Annotated in this window: 29 protein-coding genes; 19 read left to right on the forward strand and 10 right to left on the reverse strand. The window is 69.3% G+C overall.

The window, feature by feature from the left end; all coding sequences use genetic code 11:
• Positions 1-30: 30 nt before the first annotated feature.
• Positions 31-1,386, forward strand: coding sequence for an oxygen-independent coproporphyrinogen III oxidase (gene hemN, locus BLP73_RS08640; protein ID WP_090742604.1), 1,356 nt, complete (start codon positions 31-33; stop codon positions 1,384-1,386).
• A 61-nt stretch (positions 1,387-1,447) separates the two neighbouring features.
• Here hemN and polA read toward each other — a convergent pair whose 3' ends face one another.
• Positions 1,448-4,246, reverse strand: a complete 2,799-nt coding sequence (polA, locus tag BLP73_RS08645) for a DNA polymerase I (protein ID WP_090742607.1) — start codon at positions 4,244-4,246, stop codon at positions 1,448-1,450.
• A gap of 75 nt (positions 4,247-4,321) precedes the next feature.
• Between polA and BLP73_RS08650 the strand changes: the two genes are divergently transcribed.
• Positions 4,322-4,489, forward strand: a complete 168-nt coding sequence (locus tag BLP73_RS08650; RefSeq protein WP_090742610.1) for a DUF2256 domain-containing protein — start codon at positions 4,322-4,324, stop codon at positions 4,487-4,489.
• Positions 4,490-4,550: 61 nt separating this feature from the next.
• On the opposite strand, the gene BLP73_RS08655 is transcribed toward BLP73_RS08650, so the two are convergent.
• Positions 4,551-4,739: a zinc-finger domain-containing protein gene (locus BLP73_RS08655; RefSeq protein WP_245686617.1), complete on the reverse strand. Its 189-nt coding sequence runs from the start codon at positions 4,737-4,739 to the stop codon at positions 4,551-4,553.
• 145 nt (positions 4,740-4,884) lie between these two features.
• On the opposite strand from BLP73_RS08655, the gene BLP73_RS08660 reads away from it, so the two are divergent.
• Positions 4,885-5,808 carry an ABC transporter ATP-binding protein gene (locus tag BLP73_RS08660; RefSeq protein WP_090742616.1) on the forward strand — a complete coding sequence of 308 codons (924 nt, stop codon included), beginning with the start codon at positions 4,885-4,887 and terminating at the stop codon, positions 5,806-5,808.
• A gap of 4 nt (positions 5,809-5,812) precedes the next feature.
• Here BLP73_RS08660 and BLP73_RS08665 read toward each other — a convergent pair whose 3' ends face one another.
• Together BLP73_RS08665 and BLP73_RS08670 are read right to left on the reverse strand one after the other, a co-directional pair.
• Positions 5,813-6,190 (reverse strand): HIT domain-containing protein, encoded by a 378-nt coding sequence (locus tag BLP73_RS08665; RefSeq protein WP_090742619.1) that lies wholly within the window; start codon positions 6,188-6,190, stop codon positions 5,813-5,815.
• Between the two features lie 15 nt (positions 6,191-6,205).
• Entirely contained in the window at positions 6,206-7,783 is a 1,578-nt protein-coding gene (locus tag BLP73_RS08670) for a DUF5928 domain-containing protein (protein ID WP_090742622.1), read from the reverse strand.
• Positions 7,784-7,949: 166 nt separating this feature from the next.
• Here BLP73_RS08670 and BLP73_RS08675 point away from each other — a divergent pair, with 166 nt between their 5' ends.
• On the forward strand, positions 7,950-8,768 hold the full coding sequence (locus BLP73_RS08675; RefSeq protein WP_090742625.1) for a sulfotransferase family protein: 819 nt from the start codon (positions 7,950-7,952) through the stop codon (positions 8,766-8,768).
• Between the two features lie 84 nt (positions 8,769-8,852).
• Here BLP73_RS08675 and BLP73_RS08680 read toward each other — a convergent pair whose 3' ends face one another.
• The 4 genes from BLP73_RS08680 to ndk all read right to left on the reverse strand — a co-directional run bounded on the left by BLP73_RS08680 (position 8,853) and on the right by ndk (position 11,528).
• Entirely contained in the window at positions 8,853-9,086 is a 234-nt protein-coding gene (locus BLP73_RS08680; RefSeq protein WP_042251881.1) for an acyl carrier protein, read from the reverse strand.
• Between the two features lie 150 nt (positions 9,087-9,236).
• The gene (gene fabG / locus BLP73_RS08685; protein ID WP_090742628.1) at positions 9,237-9,974 is read right to left on the reverse strand and encodes a 3-oxoacyl-ACP reductase FabG; all 738 of its coding nucleotides are present in this window, start codon (positions 9,972-9,974) and stop codon (positions 9,237-9,239) included.
• A 75-nt stretch (positions 9,975-10,049) separates the two neighbouring features.
• Entirely contained in the window at positions 10,050-10,976 is a 927-nt protein-coding gene (gene fabD, locus BLP73_RS08690) for an ACP S-malonyltransferase (protein ID WP_090742631.1), read from the reverse strand.
• A gap of 129 nt (positions 10,977-11,105) precedes the next feature.
• Positions 11,106-11,528, reverse strand: coding sequence for a nucleoside-diphosphate kinase (gene ndk / locus BLP73_RS08695; protein WP_090742634.1), 423 nt, complete (start codon positions 11,526-11,528; stop codon positions 11,106-11,108).
• A 176-nt stretch (positions 11,529-11,704) separates the two neighbouring features.
• On the opposite strand from ndk, the gene BLP73_RS08700 reads away from it, so the two are divergent.
• The 15 genes from BLP73_RS08700 to urtE all read left to right on the forward strand — a co-directional run bounded on the left by BLP73_RS08700 (position 11,705) and on the right by urtE (position 25,406).
• On the forward strand, positions 11,705-12,814 hold the full coding sequence (locus BLP73_RS08700) for an AI-2E family transporter (RefSeq protein WP_090742637.1): 1,110 nt from the start codon (positions 11,705-11,707) through the stop codon (positions 12,812-12,814).
• Between the two features lie 76 nt (positions 12,815-12,890).
• Positions 12,891-13,655 carry a GNAT family N-acetyltransferase gene (locus tag BLP73_RS08705; RefSeq protein ID WP_090743097.1) on the forward strand — a complete coding sequence of 255 codons (765 nt, stop codon included), beginning with the start codon at positions 12,891-12,893 and terminating at the stop codon, positions 13,653-13,655.
• Positions 13,656-13,791: 136 nt separating this feature from the next.
• Positions 13,792-14,604, forward strand: a complete 813-nt coding sequence (locus BLP73_RS08710; RefSeq protein ID WP_175453295.1) for an urease accessory protein UreD — start codon at positions 13,792-13,794, stop codon at positions 14,602-14,604.
• A gap of 1 nt (position 14,605) precedes the next feature.
• Positions 14,606-14,920, forward strand: coding sequence for an urease subunit gamma (locus BLP73_RS08715; RefSeq protein ID WP_090742640.1), 315 nt, complete (start codon positions 14,606-14,608; stop codon positions 14,918-14,920).
• On the forward strand, positions 14,917-15,471 hold the full coding sequence (locus BLP73_RS08720; protein ID WP_090742643.1) for a HupE/UreJ family protein: 555 nt from the start codon (positions 14,917-14,919) through the stop codon (positions 15,469-15,471). Before BLP73_RS08715 ends, BLP73_RS08720 begins: the two co-directional genes overlap by 4 nt.
• 1 nt (position 15,472) lies before the next feature.
• Positions 15,473-15,778, forward strand: coding sequence for an urease subunit beta (locus BLP73_RS08725; RefSeq protein WP_090742647.1), 306 nt, complete (start codon positions 15,473-15,475; stop codon positions 15,776-15,778).
• Positions 15,775-17,460, forward strand: coding sequence for an urease subunit alpha (gene ureC, locus BLP73_RS08730; protein WP_090742650.1), 1,686 nt, complete (start codon positions 15,775-15,777; stop codon positions 17,458-17,460). Before BLP73_RS08725 ends, ureC begins: the two co-directional genes overlap by 4 nt.
• Before the next feature lie 12 nt (positions 17,461-17,472).
• A complete protein-coding gene (locus BLP73_RS08735; protein WP_090742654.1) occupies positions 17,473-18,039 on the forward strand; it encodes an urease accessory protein UreE in 567 nt (188 codons plus the stop codon).
• On the forward strand, positions 17,957-18,667 hold the full coding sequence (locus BLP73_RS08740; RefSeq protein ID WP_090742657.1) for an urease accessory protein UreF: 711 nt from the start codon (positions 17,957-17,959) through the stop codon (positions 18,665-18,667). The genes BLP73_RS08735 and BLP73_RS08740 overlap by 83 nt, the downstream gene beginning before the upstream one ends.
• Positions 18,664-19,287 (forward strand): urease accessory protein UreG, encoded by a 624-nt coding sequence (gene ureG, locus BLP73_RS08745; RefSeq protein WP_090742660.1) that lies wholly within the window; start codon positions 18,664-18,666, stop codon positions 19,285-19,287. Before BLP73_RS08740 ends, ureG begins: the two co-directional genes overlap by 4 nt.
• Positions 19,288-19,479: 192 nt before the next feature.
• A complete protein-coding gene (urtA, locus tag BLP73_RS08750; protein WP_090743103.1) occupies positions 19,480-20,763 on the forward strand; it encodes an urea ABC transporter substrate-binding protein in 1,284 nt (427 codons plus the stop codon).
• 55 nt (positions 20,764-20,818) lie between these two features.
• On the forward strand, positions 20,819-22,723 hold the full coding sequence (gene urtB, locus BLP73_RS08755; RefSeq protein WP_090742663.1) for an urea ABC transporter permease subunit UrtB: 1,905 nt from the start codon (positions 20,819-20,821) through the stop codon (positions 22,721-22,723).
• 1 nt (position 22,724) lies between these two features.
• On the forward strand, positions 22,725-23,960 hold the full coding sequence (gene urtC, locus BLP73_RS08760) for an urea ABC transporter permease subunit UrtC (RefSeq protein ID WP_090742666.1): 1,236 nt from the start codon (positions 22,725-22,727) through the stop codon (positions 23,958-23,960).
• On the forward strand, positions 23,957-24,697 hold the full coding sequence (gene urtD / locus BLP73_RS08765) for an urea ABC transporter ATP-binding protein UrtD (protein WP_090742669.1): 741 nt from the start codon (positions 23,957-23,959) through the stop codon (positions 24,695-24,697). The genes urtC and urtD overlap by 4 nt, the downstream gene beginning before the upstream one ends.
• 1 nt (position 24,698) lies before the next feature.
• Positions 24,699-25,406 carry an urea ABC transporter ATP-binding subunit UrtE gene (urtE, locus tag BLP73_RS08770; RefSeq protein ID WP_090742672.1) on the forward strand — a complete coding sequence of 236 codons (708 nt, stop codon included), beginning with the start codon at positions 24,699-24,701 and terminating at the stop codon, positions 25,404-25,406.
• A 96-nt stretch (positions 25,407-25,502) separates the two neighbouring features.
• On the opposite strand, the gene BLP73_RS08775 is transcribed toward urtE, so the two are convergent.
• Positions 25,503-25,952 (reverse strand): DNA polymerase III subunit chi, encoded by a 450-nt coding sequence (locus BLP73_RS08775; protein WP_090742676.1) that lies wholly within the window; start codon positions 25,950-25,952, stop codon positions 25,503-25,505.
• A 254-nt stretch (positions 25,953-26,206) separates the two neighbouring features.
• Positions 26,207-26,611, reverse strand: coding sequence for a DUF1801 domain-containing protein (locus BLP73_RS08780; protein WP_245686611.1), 405 nt, complete (start codon positions 26,609-26,611; stop codon positions 26,207-26,209).
• Between the last annotated feature and the right edge of the window lie 77 nt (positions 26,612-26,688).

Below are 26,688 nucleotides of genomic sequence, written 5' to 3' on the forward strand. Positions count from 1 at the left end.
TCTTGGGCATCGTCAGATTACGCTATATGAATGAGCACATATTCGCAACTTGCACGCGTCGGCCTCTTCGAGGCTCGCGCCCCTCGATATACAAGCTACCCGCCGGCGACGCAGTTCCGCAGCGCGGTCGACGGGCTGCGCGCCGCCGACTGGATCGCGGCCATCCCGGCCGGCTCGCGGATCTCGCTGTATCTGCACGTCCCCTTCTGCCGCCGCCTCTGCTGGTTCTGCGCCTGCCGCACCCAGGGCACGCAGTCCGAGGGGCCGCTGCACGCCTATGTGGCCACGCTGCTGACCGAGATCGCGGCGCTCAGGGCGCGGACCGCGCCGGGGATCACCCTCTCGCGGCTGCATTGGGGCGGGGGCACACCGACCCTGCTGCCGCCGGCGCTGATCACGCGGCTGGCGCGGGCCGTCACCGCGGCCTTCCCCCTCGCCCCGGACGCCGAGTTCTCGGTCGAGATCGACCCGTCCGAGATCGACGCCCCGCGGATGCAGGCGCTGGCGGAGGCAGGGATGAACCGCGCCTCGATCGGGGTGCAGGATTTCGACCCGCTGATCCAAGAGGCGATCGGCCGCCTGCAGAGCTTCGAGCTGACCGCCGAGGCCGTCCGCCTGATTCGCGGGCACGGCATCCGCAGCCTGAACGCCGACGTGCTTTACGGCCTGCCCCACCAGACGCCCGCGCGCATGTCCGAGACGGTGCAGAAGGTCCTCGCCCTCTCGCCCGACCGGGTGGCGCTTTACGGCTATGCTCATGTGCCGTGGATGTCGAAGCGGCAGGTGATGATCCCGGACGAGGTGCTGCCGGGCGGCGAGGCGCGGCTGGACCTCTTCGAGACGGCGCGCGCCCTGTTCGCCGCCGAGGGGCTGGAGGAGATCGGGATCGACCATTTCGCCCGGCCCGACGACGGGCTGGCGCGGGCCGCGGCGCAAGGCCGGCTGCGGCGGAACTTCCAGGGCTACACCGACGATCCCTCGGACGTGCTGCTGGGGCTGGGCGCCTCGTCGATCTCGCGCTTTCCGCAGGGCTACGCGCAGAACGCGCCGGCCACGGGGGCCTACACGGCGCTGGTGCGCGCCGGCCAGCTGCCGGTCACGCGCGGCCACGGCTTCACGTCCGAGGACCTCTGGCGCGGCCGGATGATCGAGATGCTGATGTGCGGCTTCGCCATCGACATGGCCGAGATCGAGGCCCGCTTCGGCATCACGGCCGAGCGTCAGGCCACCCTCTTCGCGCCGCTTCAGGCCCGTTTCGGCGAGGCCGTGCGGCTGGACGGGGACGGGCTCAGGATCACGCCGTTCGGGCGTCCGCTGACGCGGATGATCGCGCAGGCGCTGGACGGCTACGCGGTGGCGGCGGGAAGCCATTCCTCCGCCGTGTAGAGGGCGGCGGAGGCCGGGTCCCGAACCAGTGGCGCGGCATGCTTGATCACCGAGGGCGGGATCAGTGCGCCTCGGCCCAGTTGGCGCCTTGGCCCGCATCGACGACCAGCGGGACCGAGAGCTTCACGGCCGGCTCGGCGGCGGCCTCCATCACCTCGCGGGCGCGCGCGATGAGCGGCTCGACCGCGTTTTCCTCGACCTCGAAGACCAGCTCGTCATGGACCTGGAGGAGCATTCGGGCGGGCATCCCCTCGATCGCGGCGGGCATGCGGATCATCGCGCGGCGGATGATGTCGGCAGCCGCGCCTTGGATCGGGGCGTTGATCGCCGCGCGCCGGGCGCCCCCGGCGGCGGGGCCGGACTGGTTGATGCCGGGTGTGTTGATGCGCCGCCCGAAGAGGGTGCGGACCGAGCCGTCGGCTTTCGCGTCGGCCACGGTGCGGTCCATGTAGGCGCGGATCTCGGGGAAGCGCTCAAAATAGGTGTCGATGAAGCTCTGCGCCTCGGCCCGCGGGATGCGCAGGTTGCGCGAGAGGCCGAAGCCCGAGATGCCGTAGATGACGCCGAAGTTGATGGCCTTGGCGCGGCGGCGGATCATCGGGTCCATGCCCTCCACCGGCACGCCGAACATCTGGCTGGCGGTCATGGCGTGGATGTCGATGCCTTCGCGGAAGGCCTGCTTCAGCGCCGGGATGTCGGCCACATGGGCGAGGATGCGCAGCTCGATCTGGCTGTAGTCGAGGCTGACGAGGCGGTGCCCCTCGGGCGCGATGAAGGCCTGGCGGATGCGGCGCCCCTCGTCCGTGCGGATGGGGATGTTCTGCAGGTTCGGCTCGGTCGAGGCGAGACGGCCGGTCTGGGCGCCGGCAATCGAGTAGCAGGTGTGCACGCGGCCGGTGTCCGGGTTCACATAGGTCGGCAGCGCGTCGGTATAGGTGGATTTCAGCTTGCTGATCTGGCGCCAGTCGAGAACGCGGGCCGGCAGGTCGTGGCCCTCGGCGGCCAGGTCCTCCAGCACGTCCGCGCTGGTCGAAAAGGCCCCGGTCTTGCCCTGCTTGCCGCCCGCAAGGCCCATGCGGTCGAACAGGATCTCGCCCAACTGCTTGGGACTGCCGATGTTGAAGCTGCCGCCGGCGAGGCCGTAGATCTCGTCCTCGAGCTGCGCCATCTTCTGCGCGAAGGCCCCCGACATGCGCGACAGGACCTGCGTGTCCACCTTGACCCCCGTCATCTCCATCTGCCCGAGGACCGGGATCATCGGCGCCTCCAGCGTGTGATAGACGGTCACCACCCGCTCGGCCGGCAGCATCGGCGCGAAGTGGCGGTAAAGGCGCAGCGTGACCTCGGCATCCTCGGCGGCATAGGGCGCGGCCTTGTCGATGGCGACCTGCCCGAAATGGATCTGGCTCTTGCCCGAGCCGATCAGATCCTTGATCGGGATGCACTTGTGGCCGAGGTAGCGCTCGGCCAGCTCATCCATGCCGTGGTTGTGGGTGCCGGCATTCAGCGCGTAGGACATCAGCATCGTGTCCGCGACCGGTGCCATGCGGATGCCATTGCGGGCCAGCAGCTTCCAGTCGTACTTCACGTTCTGGCCGATCTTCAGGATCGAGGCGTCCTCCAGCACCGGCCTCAGCGCGGCGAGCACCTCGGCCATCGGCAGCTGGCCCGCGACCGGCTGCGCGCTGCCGAACAGATCGTCGCTTCCCGACACATGGCCGAAGGGGATGTAGCAGGCCCGGCCCGGCGCAAGCGCTAGCGAAATGCCCACCAGCACCGCCCGCATGTCGTCGAGGCTGGTGGTCTCGGTGTCGAAGGCCACCTCGCCCGCCTCTCGGATGGCATCCACCCAGGTCTGAAGCGCCGCCATGTCAGTAACCGTCTCGTAGCCGGTGATGTCGATGGCGGGCAGCTCGGGCGCGGCGGGAGCCTCGGACTGCGGGGCCGCCTTCACGGCCGGAGCCTCGGCGCCAAGCTTTTCGGCCACACGGTTGGTCAGGGTGCGGAACTCCATGTCCGTCAGGAAGGACAGAAGCCGCGCGGGGTCGGGGGCCTGCACGCCCAGCTCTTCCAACGGCACGTCCAGCGGCGTGTTGCAGTCCAGCTGCACGAGGCGCTTGCTGACGCGGATCTGCTCGGCGTGGTCGATCAGGGTCTGGCGGCGCTTGGGCTGCTTGATCTCGCCCGCCCGCTCCAAGAGCGCCTCCAGATCGCCGAATTCCTGGATCAGCAGGGCGGCGGTCTTGATGCCGATGCCGGGCGCGCCGGGCACGTTGTCGACCGCGTCCCCGGCCAGCGCCTGCACGTCCACCACGCGGTCGGGACCGACGCCGAACTTCTCGAAGACCTCGTCCGGGCCGATGGCCTTGTTCTTGATCGGGTCCAGCATCTCGACCCCGTCGCCGACCAGCTGCATCAGGTCCTTGTCGCTGCTGACGATGGTGACGCGGCCGCCCGCCTCGCGCGCGCGGCAGGCATAGGCGGCGATGATGTCGTCTGCCTCGAAGCCCTCGGTCTCGATGCAGGCGATGTTGAAGGCGCGGGTCGCGTCGCGGGTCAGCGGGAATTGCGGGCGCAGGTCCTCGGGCGGCTCGGGGCGGTTTGCCTTGTAGGCGTTGTAAATCTCGTTGCGGAAGGTCTTGGAGGAATGATCGAAGATCACGGCCGCATGGGTGGGCGCGTTGCTGCCCGCGTCCTCCTGCACGTATTTCCACAGCATGTTGCAGAAGCCGGCGACGGCGCCGACGGGCAGGCCGTCGGACTTGCGCGTCAGGGGGGGCAGCGCGTGATAGGCGCGGAAGATGAAGGCCGACCCGTCGATCAGATGCAGGTGGCAGCCCTTGCCGAATGCCTCGCCCATGCTCATGTCCCTCGCGCTGCTGACGGCCCGCTTGTGCCATGCGGGGCCGCGATCTTCCACCCGCCAGAGGTAGTGATGCCGAAGATGCGCCGAAAGGCCGACCTGCCGCAGAAGACCTGCGCCGCCTGCGGGCGGCCGTTCCGCTGGCGCAAGAAGTGGGAGAAGGTCTGGGACGAGGTGCGCTACTGCTCGGACCGCTGCCGCGGCGAGGCGCGAAAGGCTGGCAAGGCCAGCCCGCCGTGACGGCCCCCTCGATGGGGGCCGTCACGGCGTCCCCCTCGGGTCAGGCGGCCGGGACGGAAGATCAGTGGTCGTCGCCCGCCGCGTGCACCGGGTCCAGCACGAAGCGCTTGTCGCAGTAGCCGCAATCGACATACCCCGTCTCGGAGATCGCCAGCCACACGCGCGGATGGCCCATGCCCGCGCCGTCGTCGCCGTCGCAGCTGACGCGGCGGGTCGTCACCGTCACCGTCACCGGCGGCGGCAGGACCAGCGCCTCGGGGCCTGTCTCGGTGGACAGCGGGTTCTCGGGCGTCACGTGCTGCGTCATGGCGGGCCTTCTTGTGGCGACTGCGTTCCTCTGGTCTAACCCAATACCGCAGCCGCCGCGCCCTTCGCAAGCACCGCAAGGACCCATCATGAGCCATGCCATCGAGATCGAGGGCCTTCGCAAGACCTATGCCGCGCAGGGCAACGCGCCCGCCAAGGAGGCGCTGAAGGGGATCGACCTCGCCATCCCCGCCGGCAGCATCTTCGGGCTTCTGGGGCCGAACGGCGCCGGCAAGTCAACGATGATCAACATCCTTGCGGGGCTGGTGAACAAGACCTCCGGCCGCGTCTCGATCTGGGGCTTCGACCAGGACCGGAACCCCCGCCAGTCCCGCGCCGCCATCGGCGTCATGCCGCAAGAGCTGAACATGGACCCGTTCTTCTCGCCCCGCGCCAGCCTCGAGGTGCAGGCGGGCCTTTACGGCGTGCCCAAGGCCGAGCGCTGGACGGACGAGCTGCTGGCGCTGGTCGGGCTGACTGATCAGGCCAATGCCTATGCGCGCAACCTCTCGGGCGGGATGAAGCGGCGGCTGCTGCTGGCGAAGGCATTGGTCCACCGCCCGCAGATCCTGGTCCTCGACGAGCCGACGGCGGGCGTCGACATCACCCTGCGCGAGATGCTGTGGCAGAATGTCCGCCGCCTGAACGAGGCCGGGATGACCATCATCCTGACCACGCACTACCTTCAGGAGGCCGAGCAGATGTGCGACGAGATCGCCATCATCAACCATGGCGAGCTGGTGATCCGCCAGCCGACGCAGCAGCTTCTGGCCCGGACCGACCGTAAGACGCTGGTGCTCGACACTGGCGGCACCGCCGCGCTGCCGCCCCTGCCCGAGGGCGCCAAGGCCGAGCGCCGCGCCGACGGCCGCTTCGCGATCAGCTACCCGCCCTCGCGCCTGCGCGCCGACCAGCTGATCGACGCGCTGCGCGGGGCCTCGGTGCCGATCCTCGACGTGGCGACCGAGGAGGCGGACCTCGAGGATGTCTTCGTCGAGTTGACGCGCAACTGAGCCCTCAGCGCGAGACCATCGGCCCCATCACCTGCCCGCCAAGGATGTGCAGGTGGAAATGCGGCACCTCCTGCACCCCGTGGGTGCCCGCGTTGGTTATGGCGCGGAAGCCCTCGCCCCCGGCCTCCAGCCCGACGCCCTCGACCGCGCAGACCTTGGCGCAGAGGCGCATGAAGGCGACGATCTCGGCCTCGGCCGCGTTCGCGGCGAAGTCGTCGAAGCTGACATAGCGGCCCTTGGGGATCACCAGCACGTGGCTTGCCGCCTGCGGGCGGATGTCGCGGAAGGCCAGCGCGTGGTCGTTCTCGGCCACGGTCTGGTTCGGGATCTCGCCGCGCAGGATGCGGGCGAAGATGTTGTCGTCGTCATAGGTCAAAGCCATGGCATGTCCTCTGGATCAGTCGGCAAACAGATGCGGCGTCTCGGCGATCTGCCAAGCCACGTCCTGCGGCAGGTCGAGGAAAGCTGCAAGCGCCGCCGCATTCGCGGCCGTGTCGCGATGGGCGGCGATGGTGCCGAGGCGGTCGTATTCTCCCTCGCACAGGCGCTCGGCCTCGTGCTCGAGATCGCTGCGCACGACCGGCAGCAGCCGCTCGACCACGTCGCCGGGCGCGTCGGCGCTGATCAGCCCGATCCGGTGCATGTGGCCGCGCAGGTAGCCGTCATCGAAGCTGCAATCGACATGGAGGACGCGCAGCTCGGCCCGGTCCCGCGCGAGATCGGCCAGCAGCCCCTCGGCCGCCGGATCGACGCACATGACGAGGTTCCGGCTTTCGAACTGGTCGAAGAGCAGCTTGATCAGCGCCCGCCGGTGCCGCTCGCGCTTGGGCAGGGTCGAGGCGACGCCGCCCATGTCGGGCAGGTTCGCCTCCAGCTCGTTGAAGAGGTAGTCCACCGCCGGGATCGCGGTCAGCTCGCGGATGCGCGCGGTCAGCCGCTTGGCGACATGCCATTTCTTCGCCGCGATCACGTGCAGCACGCGGTTCGCGCCAAGCGAGCCGTCGGTCTCCCAGAAGCGCGGGGCGAAGCGGCGCCCGATCCGTCCCCGCCCGGTCAGGAAGGCGAAGAGCCGCCGCCCCTCGCCGGTGACCGCGAATTCCTGCCCCGTCGCCTGCCACAGCGAACCGAGCCGGGCGCGCAGCTCAAGCGCCTCGGGGCTGATCTTGCGCGCGAAAAGGTAGTCCTGGCGCAGCAGCAGGTCGTAGTGGTCGTTGTAAAAGGTGACGGGCATCCCGTAGTCGGTGAAGATCAGGAAGGTCAGCGTGCGCGAGCGGATCTCGCTGCGCGGCACCAGATGGGCCACCAGCGTCTGGAAGAACGTCTCGTCCGGGATCCAGGTCGTGCTGAAGAAGCGGCGGATCTCGGGGCGGCTGCGGATCAGCTCGAGGATGGCCTCGACGGTGTGGCGGCGCAGGCACCACCATTGCGAGCCGATCATCACCTGCAGGTCCGCCGGCACCTCGCGCCTCAGCCCGAGCCGCTTCTGCAATTCGAGGCTGGCATAGAACAGCTGCTTCTGCGTGCGCTCGTTGAACCAGTGCCGGTAGGTCAGCCGCTCTTCCTTGATGCCGGTCTTGATCCACTCGCTCTCGAAGAAGTCGAAGCTTTCGATGTAGTCGCAATCCGCCGCGTCCAGGAAGGCGCGGGCGTATTCGGCCGACTTCACCGGCATGCAGTCGCCCGAGAGCATGTAGAAATGCGTCGCCTGCGGGAAGGCCGCCTCGGCCGCGCGCAGCGCCTCGAGCGTGGCGGCGACCAGCGACCACTCGCCCCACCCGCAGCGCACGCGCCTGGCGGCGAAGGTGACGCCCGGATGATCGCCAAGCGCCTCGCTGATCTGCTGGAACATCGCGGCCGGCGCCGAGCGGTCGAAATGGATCGACACGTAGTCGCCCGTCGCCGTCAGGCGCCGCGCCTGGTCGATCACCCCCTGCGGGTCCTTGTGGGTCAGCAGGATAAAGGCGATGCGAGCCATGGCACGGGATCACTCTGAGACATGTTTTTGTTGCACGCGGGGGGAGAAGCCGTTGAAAATCTCGCCCGGTTCTGTTTTCACAGTGTGTAAACGAAAACAACGATGGGGCAAGCCGGTGGGCACCGTGTTTCGCGCCATGGTAGAACCCTGCGGCAGAGGCGACAGAATGGGATTTCCAGGCGTCTGGATGACGGAAAGCGAAAGCATGGTGTATCGGGTGGTGCCGAAATGCGCCTGTTCGACCATCGGCCAGATCATGTTCTACTCGGATCACGGACGCTTCTTCGACGGGGACATCCACGATTCCAAGAACGGGCTGCACAAGTGGTCGCAGGATCACAGCCACGACCCGATCGAGCAGGCCGTCCGCGCCGGCCGCGGCGTCAGCTTCACCTGCGTGCGCAACCCCTACGCCCGCATCCTGTCCTCGTTCTTTGACAAGATCGCCGGCATCCAGCGCAACGGCCGCCGCTACCGCGGCAACCTGGTGCCGCAGCTGATCCAGCGCTACGGCATCGATGTCGGCAGCCCCGAGAACGATTTCGACTTCGACCAGATCGCCAGCTTCCGCCGCTTCCTGCTCTTCGCACGCGACACCATCCGCTTCCGCAAGCCGATGGAGCCGGACATCCACTGGTCCGCGATGTCCGGCCACATCTCGACCTTCATCGTGAACGGCGGCCATTACGACCAGATCTTCTACACCGAGACCTTCAACGAGGGGATGGCGGCCGTGCTGGACGCGGCCGAGACGCCGGTGAAGGTCGACCTGGCCGAGGTGCCGCGCTTCAACGAATCCGAAGGGCACGGCCCCAAGCGCGCCCACAAAGTCAGCGAGTATTTCGACGATCTCTCGCGCCACCTGATCTGGGAAATCTACCGCGACGACTTCAAGCTGTTCCGCTACGACTTCGAGAACCCGGACAACAAGCTGCCGATCGGCGAGATCGACCTCGACGAGGTCCACGCCAAGCTGGGCCGCTGAGCCCCGTCAGGACGACATGAAAAAGGCGGCGCTTCCCCGCAGGAAGCGCCGCCTCTTGCCTGCCGCGGCAGGCGGGTGGCCTGATCAGACCGCGCCCTTGATGAAGGTCACCGCGTCGCCGACGGTCTGGATGGTCTCGGCGGCGTCGTCGGGGATCTCGATCCCGAACTCTTCCTCGAAAGCCATCACCAGCTCGACGGTGTCGAGGCTGTCGGCGCCCAGATCGTCGATGAACGAAGCGGATTCGACCACCTTGTCCTCGTCGACACCCAGGTGCTCGACCACGATCTTCTTCACGCGATCAGCGATATCGCTCATGTCATAACCTCATTGTCGCGGGCATCCGCCCAAGTTTCACGCAGGCCCCGAGGGGCCCGGTTCAGCACAGGGCGGTTCCCCTGCCGCTAAAGCGGGGGATATAGCACCCCTTGGACCTCTTGCAACCGCTTTCGCAGCGGCACGAGGCCGTCAGATCATCGCCATGCCGCCATTCACATGCAGCGTGGCGCCGGTCACGTAGCCCGCCTCGGGGCTGGCCAGATAGAGCACCGCGGCCGCGATCTCTTCAGGGCTGCCCATGCGGCCTGCGGGGATCTGCGTCAGGATCTTGCCCTTCTGCTCCTCGTTCAGCTTGTCAGTCATCGCGGTGGCGATGAAGCCGGGCGCCACGCAGTTCACCGTGATCCCGCGGCTGGCCACCTCATAGGCCAGCGACTTCGACATGCCGACCAGCCCCGCCTTGGCGGCGGCATAGTTCCCCTGCCCCGGATTTCCCGTCGCCCCCACGACCGAGGTGATGTTGACGATCCGCCCCCACCGCGCCTTCATCATGCCCCGCAAGGCCGCGCGCGACAGGCGGAAGACGCCGGTCAGGTTGACCTCCAGCACCTGCGCCCATTCCTCGTCGGACATGCGCATGAAGAGGTTGTCGCGCGTGATCCCGGCATTGTTCACCAGGATGTCCACGCTGCCCATCGCCCCGGCCGCGTCCTTCAGCAGCCTCGCCGGGGCCTCCGCCTCCGACAGGTTCGCCGGCACCACATGCGCCCGCTCGCCCAAGGCGTCCGCCAGCTCGCGCAGCGGCCCCTCGCGCGTCCCGGACAGAGCCACGGTCGCCCCCGTCCCATGCAGCGCCGTCGCGATCGCGCCGCCGATCCCGCCCGAGGCGCCCGTCACCAGCGCCGTCTTTCCCGTCAGGTCGAACATGCCCGGTCCTTTCATCTTCTGTGCAAAAATATCCTCGGGGGGGTCCGGGGGGCGAAGCGCCCCCGGCTTCCCGGCTCAGCCCTTCAGCGCCGCGATATCGGCAGGCGCGCCCAGGTTCCTCACGACCGCGTCCTTCGCGATCCGCTTGATCATGCCGGACAAAGCCTTGCCCGCCCCGATCTCCCAGAACTCGGTCACGCCCGTCTCGGCCATGTTCGCGATGCTCTCGCGCCAGCGCACGGTCCCCGTGACCTGCTCGACCAGCAGGCGGCGGATCGCGCCCGGCTCGGTCACCGGCTCGGCGCGGACATTGGCGAAGACCGGCACGGCCGGCACGTTGATCTCGACCGCGGCCAAGGCGTCGGCCATGGCCGCCGCCGCCGGCTGCATCAGGACCGAGTGGAACGGCGCCGAGACCGGCAGCATCAGCGCGCGTTTCGCGCCCGCCGCCTTCATCGCCTCGGCCGCCCGCTCGACCGCCGCCTTGTGGCCCGAGATGACGACCTGCGCCGGATCGTTGTCGTTGGCCGCCTCGACGACCTCGTCGCCGGCCACCTCGCGCGCGATCCGGTCCACGGTTTCGAAATCCAGCCCGAGGATCGCCGCCATCGCGCCCTGCCCCACCGGCACCGCCTCCTGCATGGCCTGCCCGCGCAGGCGCAGAAGCCGCGCCGTGTCCGTCAGGCTCAGCGCCCCCGCCGCGCACAGCGCCGAGTATTCGCCAAGCGAATGACCCGCCACGAAGTCGGCGTCCGTGATCGCGAAGCCCTCGGCCTCCAGCGCGCGAAAGGCCGCCATCGAGGTGGCCATCAGCGCGGGCTGGGCGTTCTGCGTCAGGGTCAGCGTCTCGGCATCGCCCTCCCAGATGAGCTGCGACAGGCTCTCGCCAAGCGCCTCGTCCACCTCGTCGAAGACCGCCTTGGCGGCCGGATAGGCGCCGGCCAGCTCGCGGCCCATGCCGATGGTCTGCGCGCCCTGCCCCGGAAAGACGAATGCCCGCATGAGGCTCTCCCTGAATTCATTGCGTTGCAGACGGGCATAACCGCTCGGCCCCGCTGCCGCAACTCGCAGCAGCGCAAGAAAAAGGGGCGCCGAAGCGCCCCGTTCCCCAATTCCGGATCTGGAAACCGATCAGCCGACCAGCTCGAGCCCCGAGAAGAAGAAGGCGATCTCTTCCTTGGCCGTTTCCGGCGCGTCCGAGCCGTGGACCGAGTTCTCGCCAACCGACAGCGCAAATTCCTTGCGGATGGTGCCCGCATCGGCCTGCGCCGGGTTGGTCGCGCCCATCACTTCGCGGTTCTTGGCTATGGCGTTCTCGCCTTCCAGCACCTGCACGACGACCGGCTCGGAAGCCATGAACTCGACCAGCTCGCCGTAGAAGGGGCGCTCCTTGTGGACCTCGTAGAACTTGCCCGCCTGCTCGGCCGACAGCTTGATGCGCTTCTGGGCGACGATGCGCAGGCCGGCATCCTCGAACATGGCGTTGATCTTGCCGGTCAGGTTGCGGCGGGTCGCGTCGGGCTTGATGATGGAGAGCGTGCGTTCGATGGCCATGTGTTCACCTTGTCTGATCGGCGGGCCGCGCCCGCGTGACGAAATCCGCGCCCGGTTAACAGGTCGGGCGCGGCCCGGCAAGCGCGCCACAGGACAGCGCCCGCGTGCCGCACCGGCGGGAACCTTCCCGCTCACGAGTGCTTGAGGCCGCAGAGGCCCCAACCGACAGGACCGAGATGCACCAGCCGCCGCCCGCGACGCCCGACCCCGCGCGCCCCCCGTCCGTCGCGCCGGAGCGGAGCCTGACGACGGGCACGCTGGTCTCCGCCGCGTTCCTGGTGATCCTGGCGGCGGCGGCGTTCTACTGGTCGAACATCCTCCTGCTGTTCTTCGCCTCCATCCTCATCGCCATCGCGCTGCGCGCCGGGGCGCAAGGCATCCGTCGCCTCGTGGGGCTGAACGTGAAGATTGGCGTGGTGGTTGTCCTGCTGCTGGTCGTCCTGGCGCTGGTGGGCGCGGGCTTTCTGGCCGGCCCTGCCATCTCGGACCAGTTCAACGAGTTGATCGACAGCCTGCCCGAGGCATGGGAGGGGCTGAACGACTGGCTTGCCGGCACGGTGCCGGGCGACGCGATCCAGTCCCAGCTGGAAAACGCGCCCGATCTCGAGGAAGGCGCCGGCCAGATGGCCGAGCGGCTGCCCGACATCTTCGGCACCATCGCCGGCATCGTGAACATGATCGTCGGCAGCCTCTTCTCGATCTTCCTGATGCTGATCGTCGCGCTCTACGTCGCGGTCGAGGCCGAGACCTATCGCGACGGCACCCTGGCGCTGGTCCCGCCGCGCCATCGCGGGCGGGCGGCCGAGGTCATGGACGAGGTGACGGTCAAGCTGGGCAAGTGGATGGGCGGGCAGGCGCTGGACATGCTGGCCGTGGCCGTCATGGCCGGCATCGGGCTCTGGGCGCTCGGCGTGCCGCTGGCCTTCCTGCTGGCGGTGATCGCGGGCCTGACGAACATCGTGCCCATCGTCGGTCCCTTCATCTCGGGCGCCATCGCCGTCCTCTTCGCCTTCTCGCAGGGCTTCGAGCTGGCCTGGCAGGTCGCGCTGCTCTTCGTGGTGATCCAGCTGATCGACGGCGAGATCATCCTGCCCCTGATCCAGCGCTATGCCGTGCGCCTGCCGCCGGCCCTCACGGTGCTGGCGATCATGGCCCTCAGCAGCCTCTTCGGCTTCATCGGCGTGCTGCTGGCGACACCCCTGCTGGTGGTGCTGATCGTGCTGATCCGGCGCATCTATGTCGAGGATGTGCTGGGCGACCGGGCAGATGCCGGGGACAATCCGTAACCTGCGGTTGAAGTTTTCGTGAATCCGACACATGTCCGTCCTAATGTCGGGGCGAATCCAGTCGGGTGGCAGCATGATGACGCCGATCTGCAAGGGCCGATACCGCGCGAGGCTCGCCGAGACGCCAGAGGACCTGCGCGCCGCGCAGCGCCTGCGCTGGCTGTGCTTCCACGGTCGCAACGGCGCCCCCGACGACGGGGCGCAGCTGGACGCCGACGCGCTGGACCCCGAATGCAGCCACATGCTGGTCGAGGAGCTTGAGACCGGCCGGCTGGTCTGCACCTTCCGCTTCCTGCCCCTGACCGACGGCAGCCAGATCGCGCGCAGCTACTCGGCGCAGTTCTACGACCTGGACGCGCTCAGCCGCTTCGACGGGCCGATGGTCGAGATGGGGCGCTTCTGCATGGACCCCGCGACGCATGACCCCGACATCGTCCGCATTGCCTGGGCCGCGATGACCCGCTTTGTCGAGGAAGGCGGGATCGAGATGCTCTTCGGCTGCTCGTCCTTCACCGGCTGCGAGCCGGGCGTGCATGCCGAGGCCTTTGCGATGCTCAAGGACCGGCACCTCGCCCCGCGCCGCTGGTGGCCGCGCGTCAAGGCCCCCCGCGTCTTCCGCTTCGCCCGCGCCCTGCGCCGGCACACCGCCGATCCCAAGCAGGCCATGGCGGCCATGCCGCCGCTGCTGCGCAGCTACCTTGCGATGGGCGGGTGGGTCAGCGATCACGCGGTGGTCGATCCGGTGCTGCGGACGATGCATGTCTTCACTGGCGTCGAGATCCGCGCCATCCCGCCCGCCCGCAAGCGGATGCTGGCGGCGCTGCTGGACGGAGCGCGCTAGCCGTTCCGCGCCTGCCTGCCGGATGGGCACGTCGCTGAAGCCGCAGGCAGAGCCGCGGCGCCTGCCCGAACCGCAAGCAGGCGAACGGCAGGCCGCCGTTGACCTTTGCCCGCACCGGCCGCCCTCTGCCCATATGTTGGACAGCACCGCCCCCCTCGAGACCATGCAGCGCAGCCGGGGCGAGGCGCATGTGGTTCTGGGGCCGCGGGGGCTGATCGATCTGGCGCAGGCGGGCTCGGCAAAGGCGATGCTGCCGCGGATGACGGCCGGCCTGCCCGAGATCGTGTTCCTGAACACCTCGGGCGGCCTCGCCTCGGGGGACCGCCTCGGCTTCGGGGTCGAGCTGCGTCCCGACGCCCGCGCCCTGGCGACGACGCAGACGGCCGAGCGCGCCTACCGCGCCACCGGCGCGCCCGCCACGGCCGAGGTCGACCTGACCGTCGGCGCCGGCGCCTGGCTCGACTGGCTGCCGCAGGAGACGATCCTCTATGACGGCGCGCGCCTGCACCGCGAGACGACGGTGGATCTGGCCGAGGATGCCGGCTGCCTGCTGCTGGAGATGCTGGTCCTCGGCCGCCTGGCGATGGGCGAACGGCCGGCGCGGCTGGACCTGCGCGACCGCCGCGTGGTGCGTCGCGGGGGCCGCGTGATCCACCACGACGCGCTTGCGCTGGACCACGACGCGCTGGCGCGGCTGCCCGGCGCGGCCATGACCGGCGGCGCCCCTGCGCTGGCGACGCTGGCGCTGATCGCGCCCCATGCGCCCGACCTTCTGCCCGCCGCCCGCGCCGTTCTGGACGAGCCGGGCGTCGAGGCCGCCGCCAGCGCTCCGCCCGGCCGGCTGGTGATCCGCCTTCTGGCGGCTGACGGCTGGCCGCTGCGCCGGCAGATCAACCGGCTGCTGCGCGTCCTGCGCCCCCACCCCCTTCCCCGCATCTGGCAGGTCTGACATGAACCTCACCCCCCGCGAACGCGAGAAGCTGCTGGTCTCGGTCGCCGCGATGGTCGCGCGCGGGCGCCTTGAGCGCGGCGTCAAGCTGAACCACCCCGAGGCCATCGCCCTCATCACCGATTTCGTCGTCGAGGGCGCCCGCGACGGCCGCAGCGTCGCCGACCTCATGCAGGCCGGCGCCCATGTAATCCGCGCCGAGCAGTGCATGCCCGGCATCCCCCAGATGATCGAGTCGGTGCAGGTCGAGGCGACCTTCCCCGACGGCACCAAGCTGGTCACCGTCCACCACCCCATCCGCGAGGCTTCCGAATGAAACGCCTGGTTCTTGCCGTCCTGCTGCTGCCTTCGGCGGCCCTGGCCCATCCCGGCCATCATGACGAGGGCCAGTTCCTCCACGGCCTCATGCACCCGGTGGGGGGCGCCGACCACCTGCTGGCGATGGTCGCGCTCGGCCTGCTGGCAGCGCAGCTGGGGGGCCGTGCAGTCTGGGCGCTCCCCTTGAGCTTCGTCGGCGCGATGCTGATTGGCGGCGCGCTTGGCGCGATGGGCGTCGCCCTGCCGGCGGTCGAGCCGATGATCCTCGCCTCGGTCGTCATTCTCGGCGTGCTGGTGGCGATGGCCGTGCGCCTGCCGCTTTCGGCGCTTCTGCCGATGGCGGCGCTGTTCGGCGCCGCGCATGGCTGGGCGCATGGGGCCGAGGGGCCGGGCAGCAGCCTCGCGCTCTACGCCGCGGGCTTCACCTTCGCCACGCTGGCGCTGCACCTGGCGGGCATCGGCTTCGGCCGGCTGCTGGCGAAGGGGCTGGAGCTGCGCGTTCTGGGCGGCGGCACCGCGCTGGCGGGCCTTGCCTTGGCGGTGGCGTGACATGATCCCCGGCGAGATCCTCCCCGCCTCCGGCGAGATCGTCCTGAACGAGGGGCGCGAGACCGTCACGCTGATGATCGCCAATACCGGCGACCGACCAATTCAGGTCGGCAGCCACTACCACTTCGCCGAGACCAACGCGGCGCTGGACTTCGACCGGGCGCAGGCCCGCGGCATGCGCCTCGCCATCCCCGCCGGCACCGCCGTCCGGTTCGAGCCGGGCCAGTCGCGCGAGGTGACGCTGGTGGGTTACGCCGGCGCCCGCACCGTCCACGGCTTTCGCGGCCAGATCGGAGGCGCGCTGTGACCACCCTCTCGCGCGCAGATTACGCCGCCCTCTACGGCCCCACCACCGGCGACCGCATCCGCCTGGCCGATACCGAGATCATCATCGAGGTCGAGCGCGACCTGACCCTTCCCGGCGAAGAGGTGAAGTTCGGCGGCGGCAAGGTCGTCCGCGACGGCATGGGGCAGTCTCAGGTCACCCGCGAGGGCGGCGCGATGGACACGGTCATCACCGGCGTCGTCGTCTTCGACCACCAAGGCATCGTGAAGGCGGATGTCGGCCTCAGGGACGGCCGCATCGCCGGGATTGGCAAGGCGGGCAATCCCGACACGCAGCCGGGCGTCACCCTGATCATCGGGCCGGGGACCGAGATCATCGCCGGCGAAGGGCGCATCCTGACGCCGGGCGGCTTCGACTGCCACATCCACTACATCTGCCCGCAGCAGGTGGACCACGCGCTGCATTCTGGCGTCACCACGCTGCTCGGCGGCGGCACCGGCCCCGCGCATGGCACGCTGGCCACGACCTGCACCCCCGGCCCGTGGCACATCGCCCGGATGCTGGAGGCCTGCGCCGAGCTGCCAGTCAACATCGGCATCGCTGGCAAGGGCAACGCCTCGCTGCCGGCGCCGCTGGAAGAGCAGATCCGCGCCGGCGCCTGCGCGCTGAAGCTGCACGAGGATTGGGGCACCACGCCCAAGGCCATCGACACCTGCCTGTCTGTCGCCGACGCGATGGACGTGCAGGTGATGATCCACACGGACACGCTGAACGAATCGGGCTTCGTCGAGGACACGATGGCCGCCATCGCCGGCCGCACCATCCACGCCTACCACACCGAGGGCGCGGGCGGCGGCCACGCCCCCGACATCATCCGCATGGTCGGGATGGCGAACGTGCTGCCCTCCTCGACCAACCCCACGCGCCCCTACACGGCGAACACGGTCGAAGAGCATCTGGACATGCTGATGGTCTGCCACCACCTCGACCGCCGCGTGCCCGAGGATGTCGCCTTCGCCGAATCCCGCATCCGCAAGGAGACCATCGCGGCCGAGGACATCCTGCACGATCTGGGCGCGTTCAGCGTCATCTCCTCGGACAGCCAGGCGATGGGCCGGATCGGCGAGGTCATCACGCGGACCTGGCAGACGGCGTCGAAGATGCGCCAGCAGCGGGGGCTGCTGCCCGAGGAGCAGGGCCAGAACGACAACCTCCGCGCCCGCCGCTACATCGCGAAGTACACGATCAACCCGGCCATCGCGCATGGGGTCAGCGGGCATATCGGCTCGATCACCCCCGGCAAGCGCGCCGATCTGGTCCTGTGGTCCCCCGCCTTCTTCGGCGCCAAGCCCGAAATGGTGCTGGTCGGCGGCATGATCAGCGTGGCGCAGATGGGCGATCCGAACGGCTCGATCCCTGTGCAGCCGATCTTCTCGCGCCCGATGTGGGGGCATACCGGACGCGCCTCGGCGCTGTTCCTGTCAAAAGCCGGGCTGGAGGCGGGGGCGGCAGGCAGCCTCGGAAAGACGCTGATCGCGGTCGAGAACACGCGCGGGATCGGCAAGGCCGACATGGCGATGAACAGCGCGATGCCGCGGATCGAGGTCGACCCCGAGAGCTACGAGGTCCGCGCCGACGGGCAGTTGCTGACCTGCGAGCCCGCGACGGAACTGCCGCTGGCCCAACGCTATTTCCTGTTCTGAGGGAGATTTTTCATGATCGCGACTGCACAATCCATTACCCGCAACGCCCCTGGCCCCTTCGACGCCGAGATTTCGCTGGACTACGAGGCACGCCTGCTGCGCCGCAAGCGCATGGCCTGCACGGGCGGCGACTTCCTCGTGGACCTGCCCGAGGTCACCAGCCTCGAGGATGGCGACGCCTTCGAACTGTCCGACGGCCGCCTCATCGCCGTCCGCGCCGCGCCCGAGCCGGTGCTGGTCATCCGCGGCCACCTGGCGCGGCTGGCCTGGCATATCGGCAACCGCCACACCCCCTGCCGGATCGAGGCCGACCGGCTGATCATCCGTCAGGACCACGTGCTGGAGGCGATGCTGCGCCGCCTCGGCGCCCAGATCGTCGCCATGGAGATGCCGTTCCGCCCCGAGGGCGGCGCCTACGGGCACGGCCGCACCTTCGGTCACGACCATGGCCATTCCCACGCGCCAGGCACCGGGCATCATCACCATGACGATCACCATGCACCAGCCCACCGCCACGACGCCGTCCTGCTGCACCAGCACGCCCCGGCCGCCAGTGCAGCCGGCCCCGGCGTCGCCTGAGGCCGCCCGGCTGCTGCTGCACCAGGTCCTGTCGCCCGCCTTCCCGGTGGGCGGCTTCGCTTGGTCGCAGGGGCTGGAATGGGCCATGGACCGCGGCCGCGTCTCGCGCACAAGCCTGCCGGCATGGCTGGCCGACTGGCTGGATCACGGCGCCGGCTGGACGGATGCCGTGCTGGCCGCGCTGGCCCTGCGGCCGGGCGCGGATCACGCGGCGCTGGACGATCTGGCCCGCGCCAGCTGCATGAGCGCCGAGCGCCTGACCGAGACCGTCCAGCAGGGCGCGGCCTTCGCCGCCAGCCTCACGGCCGTCACCGGGCAGGACCACCCGCCCGCCGCGCTGCCGGTCGCCTTCGGCCGCGCGTTCGCCCCGATGCCCCTGCCCGCGCCCGAGATCATCGCCGCCTTCCTGCAAGCCCAAGCCGCCGCGCTGATCAGTGCCGCCGTCCGCTTCCTGCCGCTTGGGCCCGTCGAGGGGCAGCGCATGCTCGCCTCGCTGCACCCCGCCATCCTCCGCCGCGCCGCGCTGGCCGCCGGGGCGACCAAGGCGGACCTCGCCTCCGCCAGCTGGGGCGCCGACATCGCCGCCATGCGGCACGAAACCATGACCACGAGGATCTTCCGCTCATGAGCAACCACGGCCCCCTCCGCGTCGGCATCGGCGGTCCCGTCGGCGCCGGCAAGACGACGCTGACCGAGCAGCTGGCCCGCGCCCTCGCCCCGCGCCTGTCGATGGCCGTGGTCACCAACGACATCTACACCCGCGAGGATGCCGAGGCGCTGATGCGCGCCCAGGTCCTGCCGCAGGACCGCATCCGCGGGGTCGAGACCGGTGGCTGCCCCCATACCGCGATCCGCGAGGATGCCAGCATCAACCTTGCCGCCATCGCCGAGCTGACCGAGGCGCTGCCGGATCTGGAGCTGGTGCTGATCGAATCGGGCGGCGACAACCTGGCCGCGACCTTCAGCCCCGAGTTGGCCGACCTGACCATCTACGTCATCGACACGGCCGCCGGGCAGGACATCCCCCGCAAGCGCGGGCCGGGTCTTGCTCGCTCGGACCTTCTGGTGGTGAACAAGACAGACCTTGCGCCGCATGTCGGCGTCGATCCCGTGCAGCTTGAAAAAGATGCACATGATGCGCGCGGAACGCGTCCCGTCGTCATGGCCCAGCTGCGCCACGGAAAAGGCGTCGCCGAGATCGTCGATTTCATCGTCGAGCAGGGCGGTCTGACCCCGCGCACGCACTAGGGTTGCCCTTGCGGCAGGCAGTTGCCTGCCGCGATGCCGAAGCTTGCGCCAGTCACGGTCTGCCCCGCCTCCAGCCTGCCCGAATCCTCGCCAACTGCCTGTTTTCGCCCTCTTGCTGCAGATGCGAGGGCGGCAAGCCCTCCCGAAAAAGAACAACAGGGATGTCCGGCAGATGCCGGCGGAGAAGGGATGATGACCAAGCTGACCAAGCTGCTGATGATGACCAGCGCGCTGACGCTGGCGGGCATGGCCCATGCGCAGGAGGGCGAGCCGATCAAGATCGGCGTCCTCCACTCGCTGTCGGGCACGATGGCGATTTCGGAAACGACGCTGAAGGACACCGTCCTGATGCTGGTCGAGCAGCAGAACGCCAAGGGCGGCGTGCTTGGCCGTCCGCTGGAAGCGGTGGTGGTGGACCCCGCCTCGGACTGGCCGCTCTTCGCCGAGAAGGCGCGCGAGCTGCTGACTGTGTCCGAGGTGGACGCGATCTTCGGCTGCTGGACCTCGGTCAGCCGCAAGTCGGTCCTGCCGGTGATCGAGGAGCTGAACGGGCTTCTGTTCTACCCGGTGCAGTACGAGGGCGAGGAATCCTCGAAGAACGTGATCTACACCGGCGCCGCGCCGAACCAGCAGGCGATCCCGGCAGTCGACTACATGATGGAGGAGCTGGGCGTCGAGAGCTGGGCGCTTCTGGGCACCGACTACGTCTATCCGCGCACGACGAACAACATCCTCGACGCCTACCTGAAGTCGAAGGGCGTCGCCGAGGAGGACATCTTCGTCAACTACACCCCATTCGGCCATTCGGACTGGTCGCGGATCGTGTCCGACGTGGTGGCGCTTGGCGCGGGCGGCAAGAAGGTCGGCGTCGTCTCGACCATCAACGGCGACGCGAACGTGGGCTTCTACAAGGAGCTGGCGGCGGCGGGCGTCTCGGCCGACGACATCCCCGTGATGGCCTTCTCGGTCGGCGAGGAAGAGCTGTCGGGCCTCGACACCACCAACCTCGTCGGGCACCTGGCCGCCTGGAACTACTTCCAGACCGCGGAATCCCCCGAGAACGAGGAGTTCATCACCGCCTGGCACGAATTCACCGGCGACACGAACCGCGTGACGAACGACCCGATGGAAGCGACGATGATCGGTTTCAACGCATGGGTCGCCGCCGTCGAGGCCGCAGGCACGACCGAGGTGGACGCGGTGCTGGACGCTATCGTGGGCGTCGAGGTGCCGAACCTGACCGGCAGCATGGCGACCGTCCTGCCGAACCACCACATCACCAAGCCCGTCCTGATCGGCGAGATTCGCGAGGACGGACAGTTCGACATCGTCAGCCAGACCGACCCGGTGCCGGGCGACGCCTGGACCGATCACCTGCCGGAATCGGCCGTGCTCGAGGCCGACTGGCCGGGCCAGTCCTGCGGGATGTTCAACACCGAGACGAACACCTGCGTGCAGGTCCAGTCGAACTACTGACCCTCGGCGGCGGGCGGTTTTTCCCGCCCGCCACTTCTGCTGAAGGAATGTCCGCATGATCCGCCTTCTCGCGCCGCTTTTCGCGCTGTTTCTTCCGCTTGCGGCGCTCGCAAATCCCGCGCTTGAGGCCGTGATCGCGGAGAACATCGACCAGATCGAGCAGCCCTCGCGCCGGACGGTCGAGCCGCTGGTGGCCCAGATCGCCGCCACCGGCCCCGAGGGGATCGCGCTCTTGCAGGCCTGGGCCGACCGCAGGCTTGGCCTTGTCGACGGCCGCGCGGTGATCCTGAACGCAGACAGCATGACCGATGCCGTGACCGGCGCCCCCGTGACGGGCGAGGCGCGGTCCCTTAGGCCCAATTCCGGCGTGCGCGGCGTGATCGAGGCGGCGCTGGCGGGCAGCGCCCTGTCCGATCCCGACCCCCGCCGCCGGGCGGCCGCGCTGGACAGCCTCTCGCGCGGGGCCGATGCCGAGGGGCTGGCGGCCCTTCGCGCCGCGCTGGACGATCCCGACCCGGTGCTCGCCGCGCGCAAGGCCCGGCTCGAGCGGCTGCTGACCATCCAGTTCGACACCGACAGCGCCGCCCGCGTCGCCGCCATCGAGGGGCTGGCGGGCGATGTCGGCCTCGATTTCCGCGCCGCGCTGAACCCGCTGCTGGCGACCCGCCGCCTCGCCGCCACCGAGGAGCCGCAGGCCAACATCGCCCGCGAGCTGAGCGTCGGCAGCGACGCACTACCGCGTGAGGCTGCCGTTGCTCTGCTGGCGCAGCAGGGCGTCCTGCAGCCCCCGCTGACCCGCGCCGAGCAGCGGAGCCGGCTGGCGGCGAACATCGTCGATGGTCGCGTCGCCGGCATCCCGGTGACGCAACTCGACGATCAGGCGATGCGCGACCGCGCCTATGACACGCTGGAGACGCAGGGCGCCGTCCCCCCCGCCGCCACCGAGGCCGAGGCCGAGGCGACGCTGGCGACCTACCGCTTCTTCGAGACCTACGCCGAGCCCGACCCCGCCGTCACCGACGCCGCCAAGGCCGCGCAGATCCGTGCGCAGGTGCGGCTTGGCGCGATGCAGGGGATCGACCTCGGGCTGGACGCGCTTTCCCTGGCCTCGATCTACTTCCTCGCGGCTATTGGCCTCGCCATCACCTTCGGCGTGATGCGCGTCATCAACATGGCGCATGGCGAGTTCATCATGATGGGCGCCTATACCGGCTACACGGTGCAGACCGTCATCGCCGACCGCACCTTGTCGCTGGTCATCGCGCTGCCGCTGGCCTTCGTGGTCACCTTCCTCGCCGGCGTGGTGCTGTATCGGCTGGTGATCCGCCACCTCGCGCACCGGCCGCTGGAAACGCTGCTGGCGACCTTCGGCGTGTCCATCGCGCTGCAGCAGCTGGCCAAGAACATCTTCGGCACGCAGGCTCGGCCGCTGACCGCGCCCGCCTGGCTGGAAGGGTCCATCACCATCAACGACGTGATCGGCATCAGCTCCATCCGGGTGGCGATCTTCGTGCTGGCGCTGCTGTTCCTGGCCCTGTTCCTCTTCATCATGAAGCGCACCCGGCTTGGATTGGAAGTCCGCGCCGTCACGCAGAACCCCGGCATGGCGGCCAGCATGGGGATAAATCCCGACCGGATCGCGATGATGACCTTCGGCCTCGGCTCGGGGATCGCCGGGATCGCCGGCATCGCCATCGGGCTTTTCGCGCAGGTGACCTCCGAGCTGGGGCAGAACTACATCGTGCAGAGCTTCATGACGGTCGTCGTGGGCGGGGTCGGCAACATCTGGGGCACGCTGGCAGGGGCCACGCTGATCGGCGGGCTGTCCAAGGTGATCGAGTCGCTCAATCCCAGCAACACGCTGGCCGCGCAGACCTTCATGATCCTGTTCATCATCACCTTCATCCAGTTCCGGCCGCGCGGGATCATCCCGCAGCGCGGCCGGGCAGCCGAGGCGTGACATGACCCGCAAGCCCTTCATCCTGCAGAACCCCTCGGTCCTGATCGTCCTTGCCGTGCTCGCCGTCTTCACCGCCGCCGTCACCGCCGGCAGTGCCGCCTATGGCAGCGGGGTCATCCCGACCTCGATGGTCAAGGTGCTGGGCAAGACGCTGTGCCTGGCCCTCGCCGCCGTCGCGATGGACCTGGTCTGGGGCTATCTGGGCATCCTGAGCCTTGGGCAGATGGCGTTCTTCGCGCTTGGCGGCTACATGATCGGGCAATGGCTGATGTATGCGCGGACGGAAACCATCGTCGCTGCCTCGCTGGCGCAGAACCCCATCCCGGCAACCCCGCAGGAGCTTCAGGACGCGGTGACGAACCAGATCTTCGGCGTCGTCGGCAGCGCCGACCTGCCGCTGGTCTGGAGCTTCGCCCATTCGCTGACGCTGCAGATGATCCTCATCCTGCTGGTCCCCGGCCTTCTGGCGCTGGTTTTCGGCTGGCTGGCCTTTCGCAGCCGCGTCAACGGCGTCTACCTGTCGATCCTGACGCAGGCGATGACGCTGGCCCTGGCGCTGTGGCTCTTCCAGAACGACAGCGGTTTCCGGGGCAACAACGGGCTTTCGGGGCTGCAGAACATCCCCGGCCTCGACCATGTCAGCCAGGCGACGCTGTCCGTGTGGTTCCTCTGGGCCTCGGCCGCCGCGCTGGCGCTGTTCTACGTGCTGGCCGCGTGGCTGGTCAGCGGCAAGTTCGGCAGCGTGGTCCGTGCGATCCGGGACGACGAGACGCGGGTGCGCTTTCTCGGCTACCCGGTCGAGGGGTTCAAGCTGGTCGTCTTCACCCTCGCCGCGATGATCACCGCCATCGCCGGCGCGCTCTACTACCCGCAGGCCGGCATCATCAACCCGGCCGAGCTGATGCCCATTGCCTCGATCTACCTCGCGGTCTGGGTCGCCATCGGCGGGCGCGGGCGGCTTTACGGTGCGGCCATCGGGGCGGTTGTCGTCTCGCTGCTGTCCAGCTGGTTTACCGGCGGGCGGGCGCCCTCGATCAACCTGCCGGGCTATGTCGTCAACTGGGTGGACTGGTGGCAGGTGGCGCTTGGCCTGACCTTCGTTCTGGTCACGCTGTTCGCGCCCAAGGGCATCGCCGGAATCTTCGACTGGCTGGGCGGTGTCCTGCCCCCGCGCCGGCAGGGGCGCGATCTGGGGCCGAATGACGGCGCCTTCCAGGAAGCGGAGGCCAAGGCATGAGCGCGCTTCTGGAAGTCAGCGGCATCACGAAAAGCTTCGACGGGTTCAAGGCGATCAACAACCTGTCCTTTTCCATCGACGCGGTCGAGCTGCGGGCGGTGATCGGCCCGAACGGCGCGGGCAAGACGACCTTCATGGACATCGTGACCGGCAAGACCCGCCCGGACGCGGGCGAGGTGCTGTGGGGCGAGGGCTCGCGCTCGCTGCTGAAGATGAACGAGGCGCAGATCGCCCGCGCCGGCATCGGCCGCAAGTTCCAGCGCCCCACGGTCTTCGAGGACCAGACGGTCGCCGAGAACCTGACCATGGCGCTCAGGGCCGACCGCAGCCCCTTCGCGGTGCTGCGCTGGCGGCCGTCACGCGGGTCGCAGGCGCGGGTCGAGGACCTGGCCTCCGAGGTGGGGCTGGCCGCGCAGCTGGCGCGTAAGGCGGGCGAGCTGAGCCACGGGCAGAAGCAATGGCTCGAGATCGGGATGCTGCTGGCGCAGGAGCCGCGGCTGCTGCTGGTCGACGAGCCGGCGGCAGGCATGACCCTGGCCGAGCGCGAGCAGACGACGACGCTGCTCTGCCGGCTGGCCGAGACACGGGCCGTGGTGGTGGTCGAGCACGACATGGACTTCGTGCGGCGGCTGAACTGCAAGGTGACGGTGCTGCACCAGGGCGCGGTCCTGGCCGAGGGATCGTTGGACCATGTGACGCGCAATCCCGACGTCATCGACGTCTATCTGGGGCGATAGGATGCTGGAAGCCACGAACCTGACCCTGCACTACGGCGGCAGCCAGATCCTGCACGGGATCGACATTGCCGCCCGGCCCGGCGCGGTGACCTGCGTGATGGGGAACAACGGGGTCGGGAAGACCTCGCTGATGAACCTGCTGGCGGGGCGGCATCCCCGCTCGGGCGGGGAGATGGCCTGGGACGGCCGGCCACTTGGCCGGATGACGGCGCAGGGCATGGCGCGGATGGGGGTCGGCTACGTGCCGCAGGGCCGGGCGATCTTCCCGATGCTAACCGTGCGCGAGAACCTCGAGACGGGCTTCGCCTGCCTGCCGCGGGCCGAGCGGCGGGTGCCCGAGGAGTTATTCGAGAGCTTCCCGGTCCTGACCGAGATGGCGCATCGGCGGGGCGGGGACCTGTCCGGCGGGCAGCAGCAGCAGCTGGCCATCGCCCGGGCGCTGATCACGAAGCCGAAGCTGCTGCTGCTGGACGAGCCGACCGAGGGCATCCAGCCGAACATCATCGCGCAGATCGGCCGGGTGATCGCGGGGCTGCGGGACCGGGGGGACATGGCCATCGTGCTGGTCGAGCAGTTCTTCGATTTCGCGTGGGATCTGGGGGACGCGTTCCTGGTGATGGAGCGCGGGCGGGCGGTGATGCAGGGGCCGAAGGCGCATCTGAGGCGCGAGGATCTGCATGCCCGGCTGGCGGGACACGCAGCGGCCTGACGGACGTTGCCGCGGGCGAAGGAAGGGGGGCCGACTGCCCCCCTCTTGGCCTGCGGCCAATTCACCCCCCGTGGATATTTCGGCACAGAAGATGGGCTAGCGCTTGCGCTCCCAACGGCCGCTGTCTTCGGACCAGTATTCGGCCTCGATGCCTTCTGCGGTGAGCTGGCGCCACTGCTCGCGCGCGGCCGAGAGGGATGCCGCGTCGCCGCCGTCGAAGAGGATGCAGCTGCTGTCAAGCTGTTGAAGTTGCTTCGGATCGAGCGGGGGCGTGTCCACGGTCATCAGGCAGGACGGTTGGTTCGTCGCGGGCTGGTCCGGCAGCGTCAGGAGGATCGGCTGGCGCGCGTCATGCGGGCCTCCGGCGCGGCCGTGGGGCAGGAAGCCGTCGCCGTTCCAGAGCGTGAGGTCGAGCCGCTCGAGGCGCTGCGGGCTGGCGGCGCGCAGCTCGACCCGCCAGCCGGCGGCGAGGGCCTTGGCGAGGAGGGTCGGCAGCAGCTGCTCGGCCGGCGAGCGGGTGAGGTGGTAGAAGAGCGCCTTGCCCATCAGGCATTCCCGTGTTGCGCGTGTGGGGCGCGCGTTGCGCGGTGCACCGGGACGGCGTAGAGGGCGGCGGGGGGCAGGAAATGCTGGCGTATCCGGGTCACCGGGCGTGCACCGCGCGCGCACCGGGCGTGCACAGCTTGTGCACCGCTTGCGGGCGTTGCGCGGCGAAGCGAGGGGGCGCGTTGCGGCATCGGGGGCTCCGTGGCTTTCCGGCAGAGCTAGGCGAAGGCGCCGGCGGCGTCCAGTCCGCGGGGCTAGAGCTGGCGGCCGGGGAGGCCGAGGGCCTGAGCGATCCAATGCGCCAGCTGCTCGGTGTCGAGCGCCTCGCCCTCGCGCAAGTCGAGATAGCGCGTGCCGAGGTCCTTGGAGGGCTTGGGCGGAAGCGGGTCGAGCGAGCTGCCGGTCAGGAAGCTGATCTGCAGGTAGCTTTTGTAGCAGTAGATGGCGAGGAACCAGCCGTCCTCCTTTCCCCAGAAGGGCGTGTTCCATCGGACCTGCTTGCGGACGGCCGGGTGGATGCTCGTGACGATGGCGTCGATCTGGCGGCCGAGCGGCTGCTTCCAGCCGGGCATGGCGGCGAGATAGGCCTCGACCGGGGCGGGGCCGTCTCCCTTGGGGATGTAAGGGTTGGTGCTGGCGGAGTGGGTGGGTTGGGGCATGGAGAGCAGGGTAGCACGGGCGGGTGCTGTGGTGGGGGTGGAGGTGCGTGCGCGCACGCCCTCTACGCGATGCCTTC

This window comes from Paracoccus tibetensis, from assembly GCF_900102505.1.
GTDB lineage: Bacteria > Pseudomonadota > Alphaproteobacteria > Rhodobacterales > Rhodobacteraceae > Paracoccus > Paracoccus tibetensis.

Excerpts from the sequence above, each read along its gene's own strand:
- hemN (WP_090742604.1), top strand. The coding sequence starts at position 31 with ATGAGCACATATTCGCAACTTGCACGCGTCGGCCTCTTCGAGGCTCGC.
- polA (WP_090742607.1), bottom strand. The coding sequence starts at position 4,246 with ATGGGCGAGGCATTCGGCAAGGGCTGCCACCTGCATCTGATCGACGGG.
- BLP73_RS08650 (WP_090742610.1), top strand. The coding sequence starts at position 4,322 with ATGCCGAAGATGCGCCGAAAGGCCGACCTGCCGCAGAAGACCTGCGCC.
- BLP73_RS08660 (WP_090742616.1), top strand. The coding sequence starts at position 4,885 with ATGAGCCATGCCATCGAGATCGAGGGCCTTCGCAAGACCTATGCCGCG.
- BLP73_RS08665 (WP_090742619.1), bottom strand. The coding sequence starts at position 6,190 with ATGGCTTTGACCTATGACGACGACAACATCTTCGCCCGCATCCTGCGC.
- BLP73_RS08670 (WP_090742622.1), bottom strand. The coding sequence starts at position 7,783 with ATGGCTCGCATCGCCTTTATCCTGCTGACCCACAAGGACCCGCAGGGG.
- BLP73_RS08675 (WP_090742625.1), top strand. The coding sequence starts at position 7,950 with ATGGGATTTCCAGGCGTCTGGATGACGGAAAGCGAAAGCATGGTGTAT.
- BLP73_RS08680 (WP_042251881.1), bottom strand. The coding sequence starts at position 9,086 with ATGAGCGATATCGCTGATCGCGTGAAGAAGATCGTGGTCGAGCACCTG.
- fabG (WP_090742628.1), bottom strand. The coding sequence starts at position 9,974 with ATGTTCGACCTGACGGGAAAGACGGCGCTGGTGACGGGCGCCTCGGGC.
- fabD (WP_090742631.1), bottom strand. The coding sequence starts at position 10,976 with ATGCGGGCATTCGTCTTTCCGGGGCAGGGCGCGCAGACCATCGGCATG.
- ndk (WP_090742634.1), bottom strand. The coding sequence starts at position 11,528 with ATGGCCATCGAACGCACGCTCTCCATCATCAAGCCCGACGCGACCCGC.
- BLP73_RS08700 (WP_090742637.1), top strand. The coding sequence starts at position 11,705 with ATGCACCAGCCGCCGCCCGCGACGCCCGACCCCGCGCGCCCCCCGTCC.
- BLP73_RS08705 (WP_090743097.1), top strand. The coding sequence starts at position 12,891 with ATGACGCCGATCTGCAAGGGCCGATACCGCGCGAGGCTCGCCGAGACG.
- BLP73_RS08715 (WP_090742640.1), top strand. The coding sequence starts at position 14,606 with ATGAACCTCACCCCCCGCGAACGCGAGAAGCTGCTGGTCTCGGTCGCC.
- BLP73_RS08720 (WP_090742643.1), top strand. The coding sequence starts at position 14,917 with ATGAAACGCCTGGTTCTTGCCGTCCTGCTGCTGCCTTCGGCGGCCCTG.
- BLP73_RS08725 (WP_090742647.1), top strand. The coding sequence starts at position 15,473 with ATGATCCCCGGCGAGATCCTCCCCGCCTCCGGCGAGATCGTCCTGAAC.
- BLP73_RS08735 (WP_090742654.1), top strand. The coding sequence starts at position 17,473 with ATGATCGCGACTGCACAATCCATTACCCGCAACGCCCCTGGCCCCTTC.
- BLP73_RS08740 (WP_090742657.1), top strand. The coding sequence starts at position 17,957 with ATGCACCAGCCCACCGCCACGACGCCGTCCTGCTGCACCAGCACGCCC.
- ureG (WP_090742660.1), top strand. The coding sequence starts at position 18,664 with ATGAGCAACCACGGCCCCCTCCGCGTCGGCATCGGCGGTCCCGTCGGC.
- urtA (WP_090743103.1), top strand. The coding sequence starts at position 19,480 with ATGACCAAGCTGACCAAGCTGCTGATGATGACCAGCGCGCTGACGCTG.
- urtB (WP_090742663.1), top strand. The coding sequence starts at position 20,819 with ATGATCCGCCTTCTCGCGCCGCTTTTCGCGCTGTTTCTTCCGCTTGCG.
- urtC (WP_090742666.1), top strand. The coding sequence starts at position 22,725 with ATGACCCGCAAGCCCTTCATCCTGCAGAACCCCTCGGTCCTGATCGTC.
- urtD (WP_090742669.1), top strand. The coding sequence starts at position 23,957 with ATGAGCGCGCTTCTGGAAGTCAGCGGCATCACGAAAAGCTTCGACGGG.
- urtE (WP_090742672.1), top strand. The coding sequence starts at position 24,699 with ATGCTGGAAGCCACGAACCTGACCCTGCACTACGGCGGCAGCCAGATC.
- BLP73_RS08775 (WP_090742676.1), bottom strand. The coding sequence starts at position 25,952 with ATGGGCAAGGCGCTCTTCTACCACCTCACCCGCTCGCCGGCCGAGCAG.
- BLP73_RS08780 (WP_245686611.1), bottom strand. The coding sequence starts at position 26,611 with ATGCCCCAACCCACCCACTCCGCCAGCACCAACCCTTACATCCCCAAG.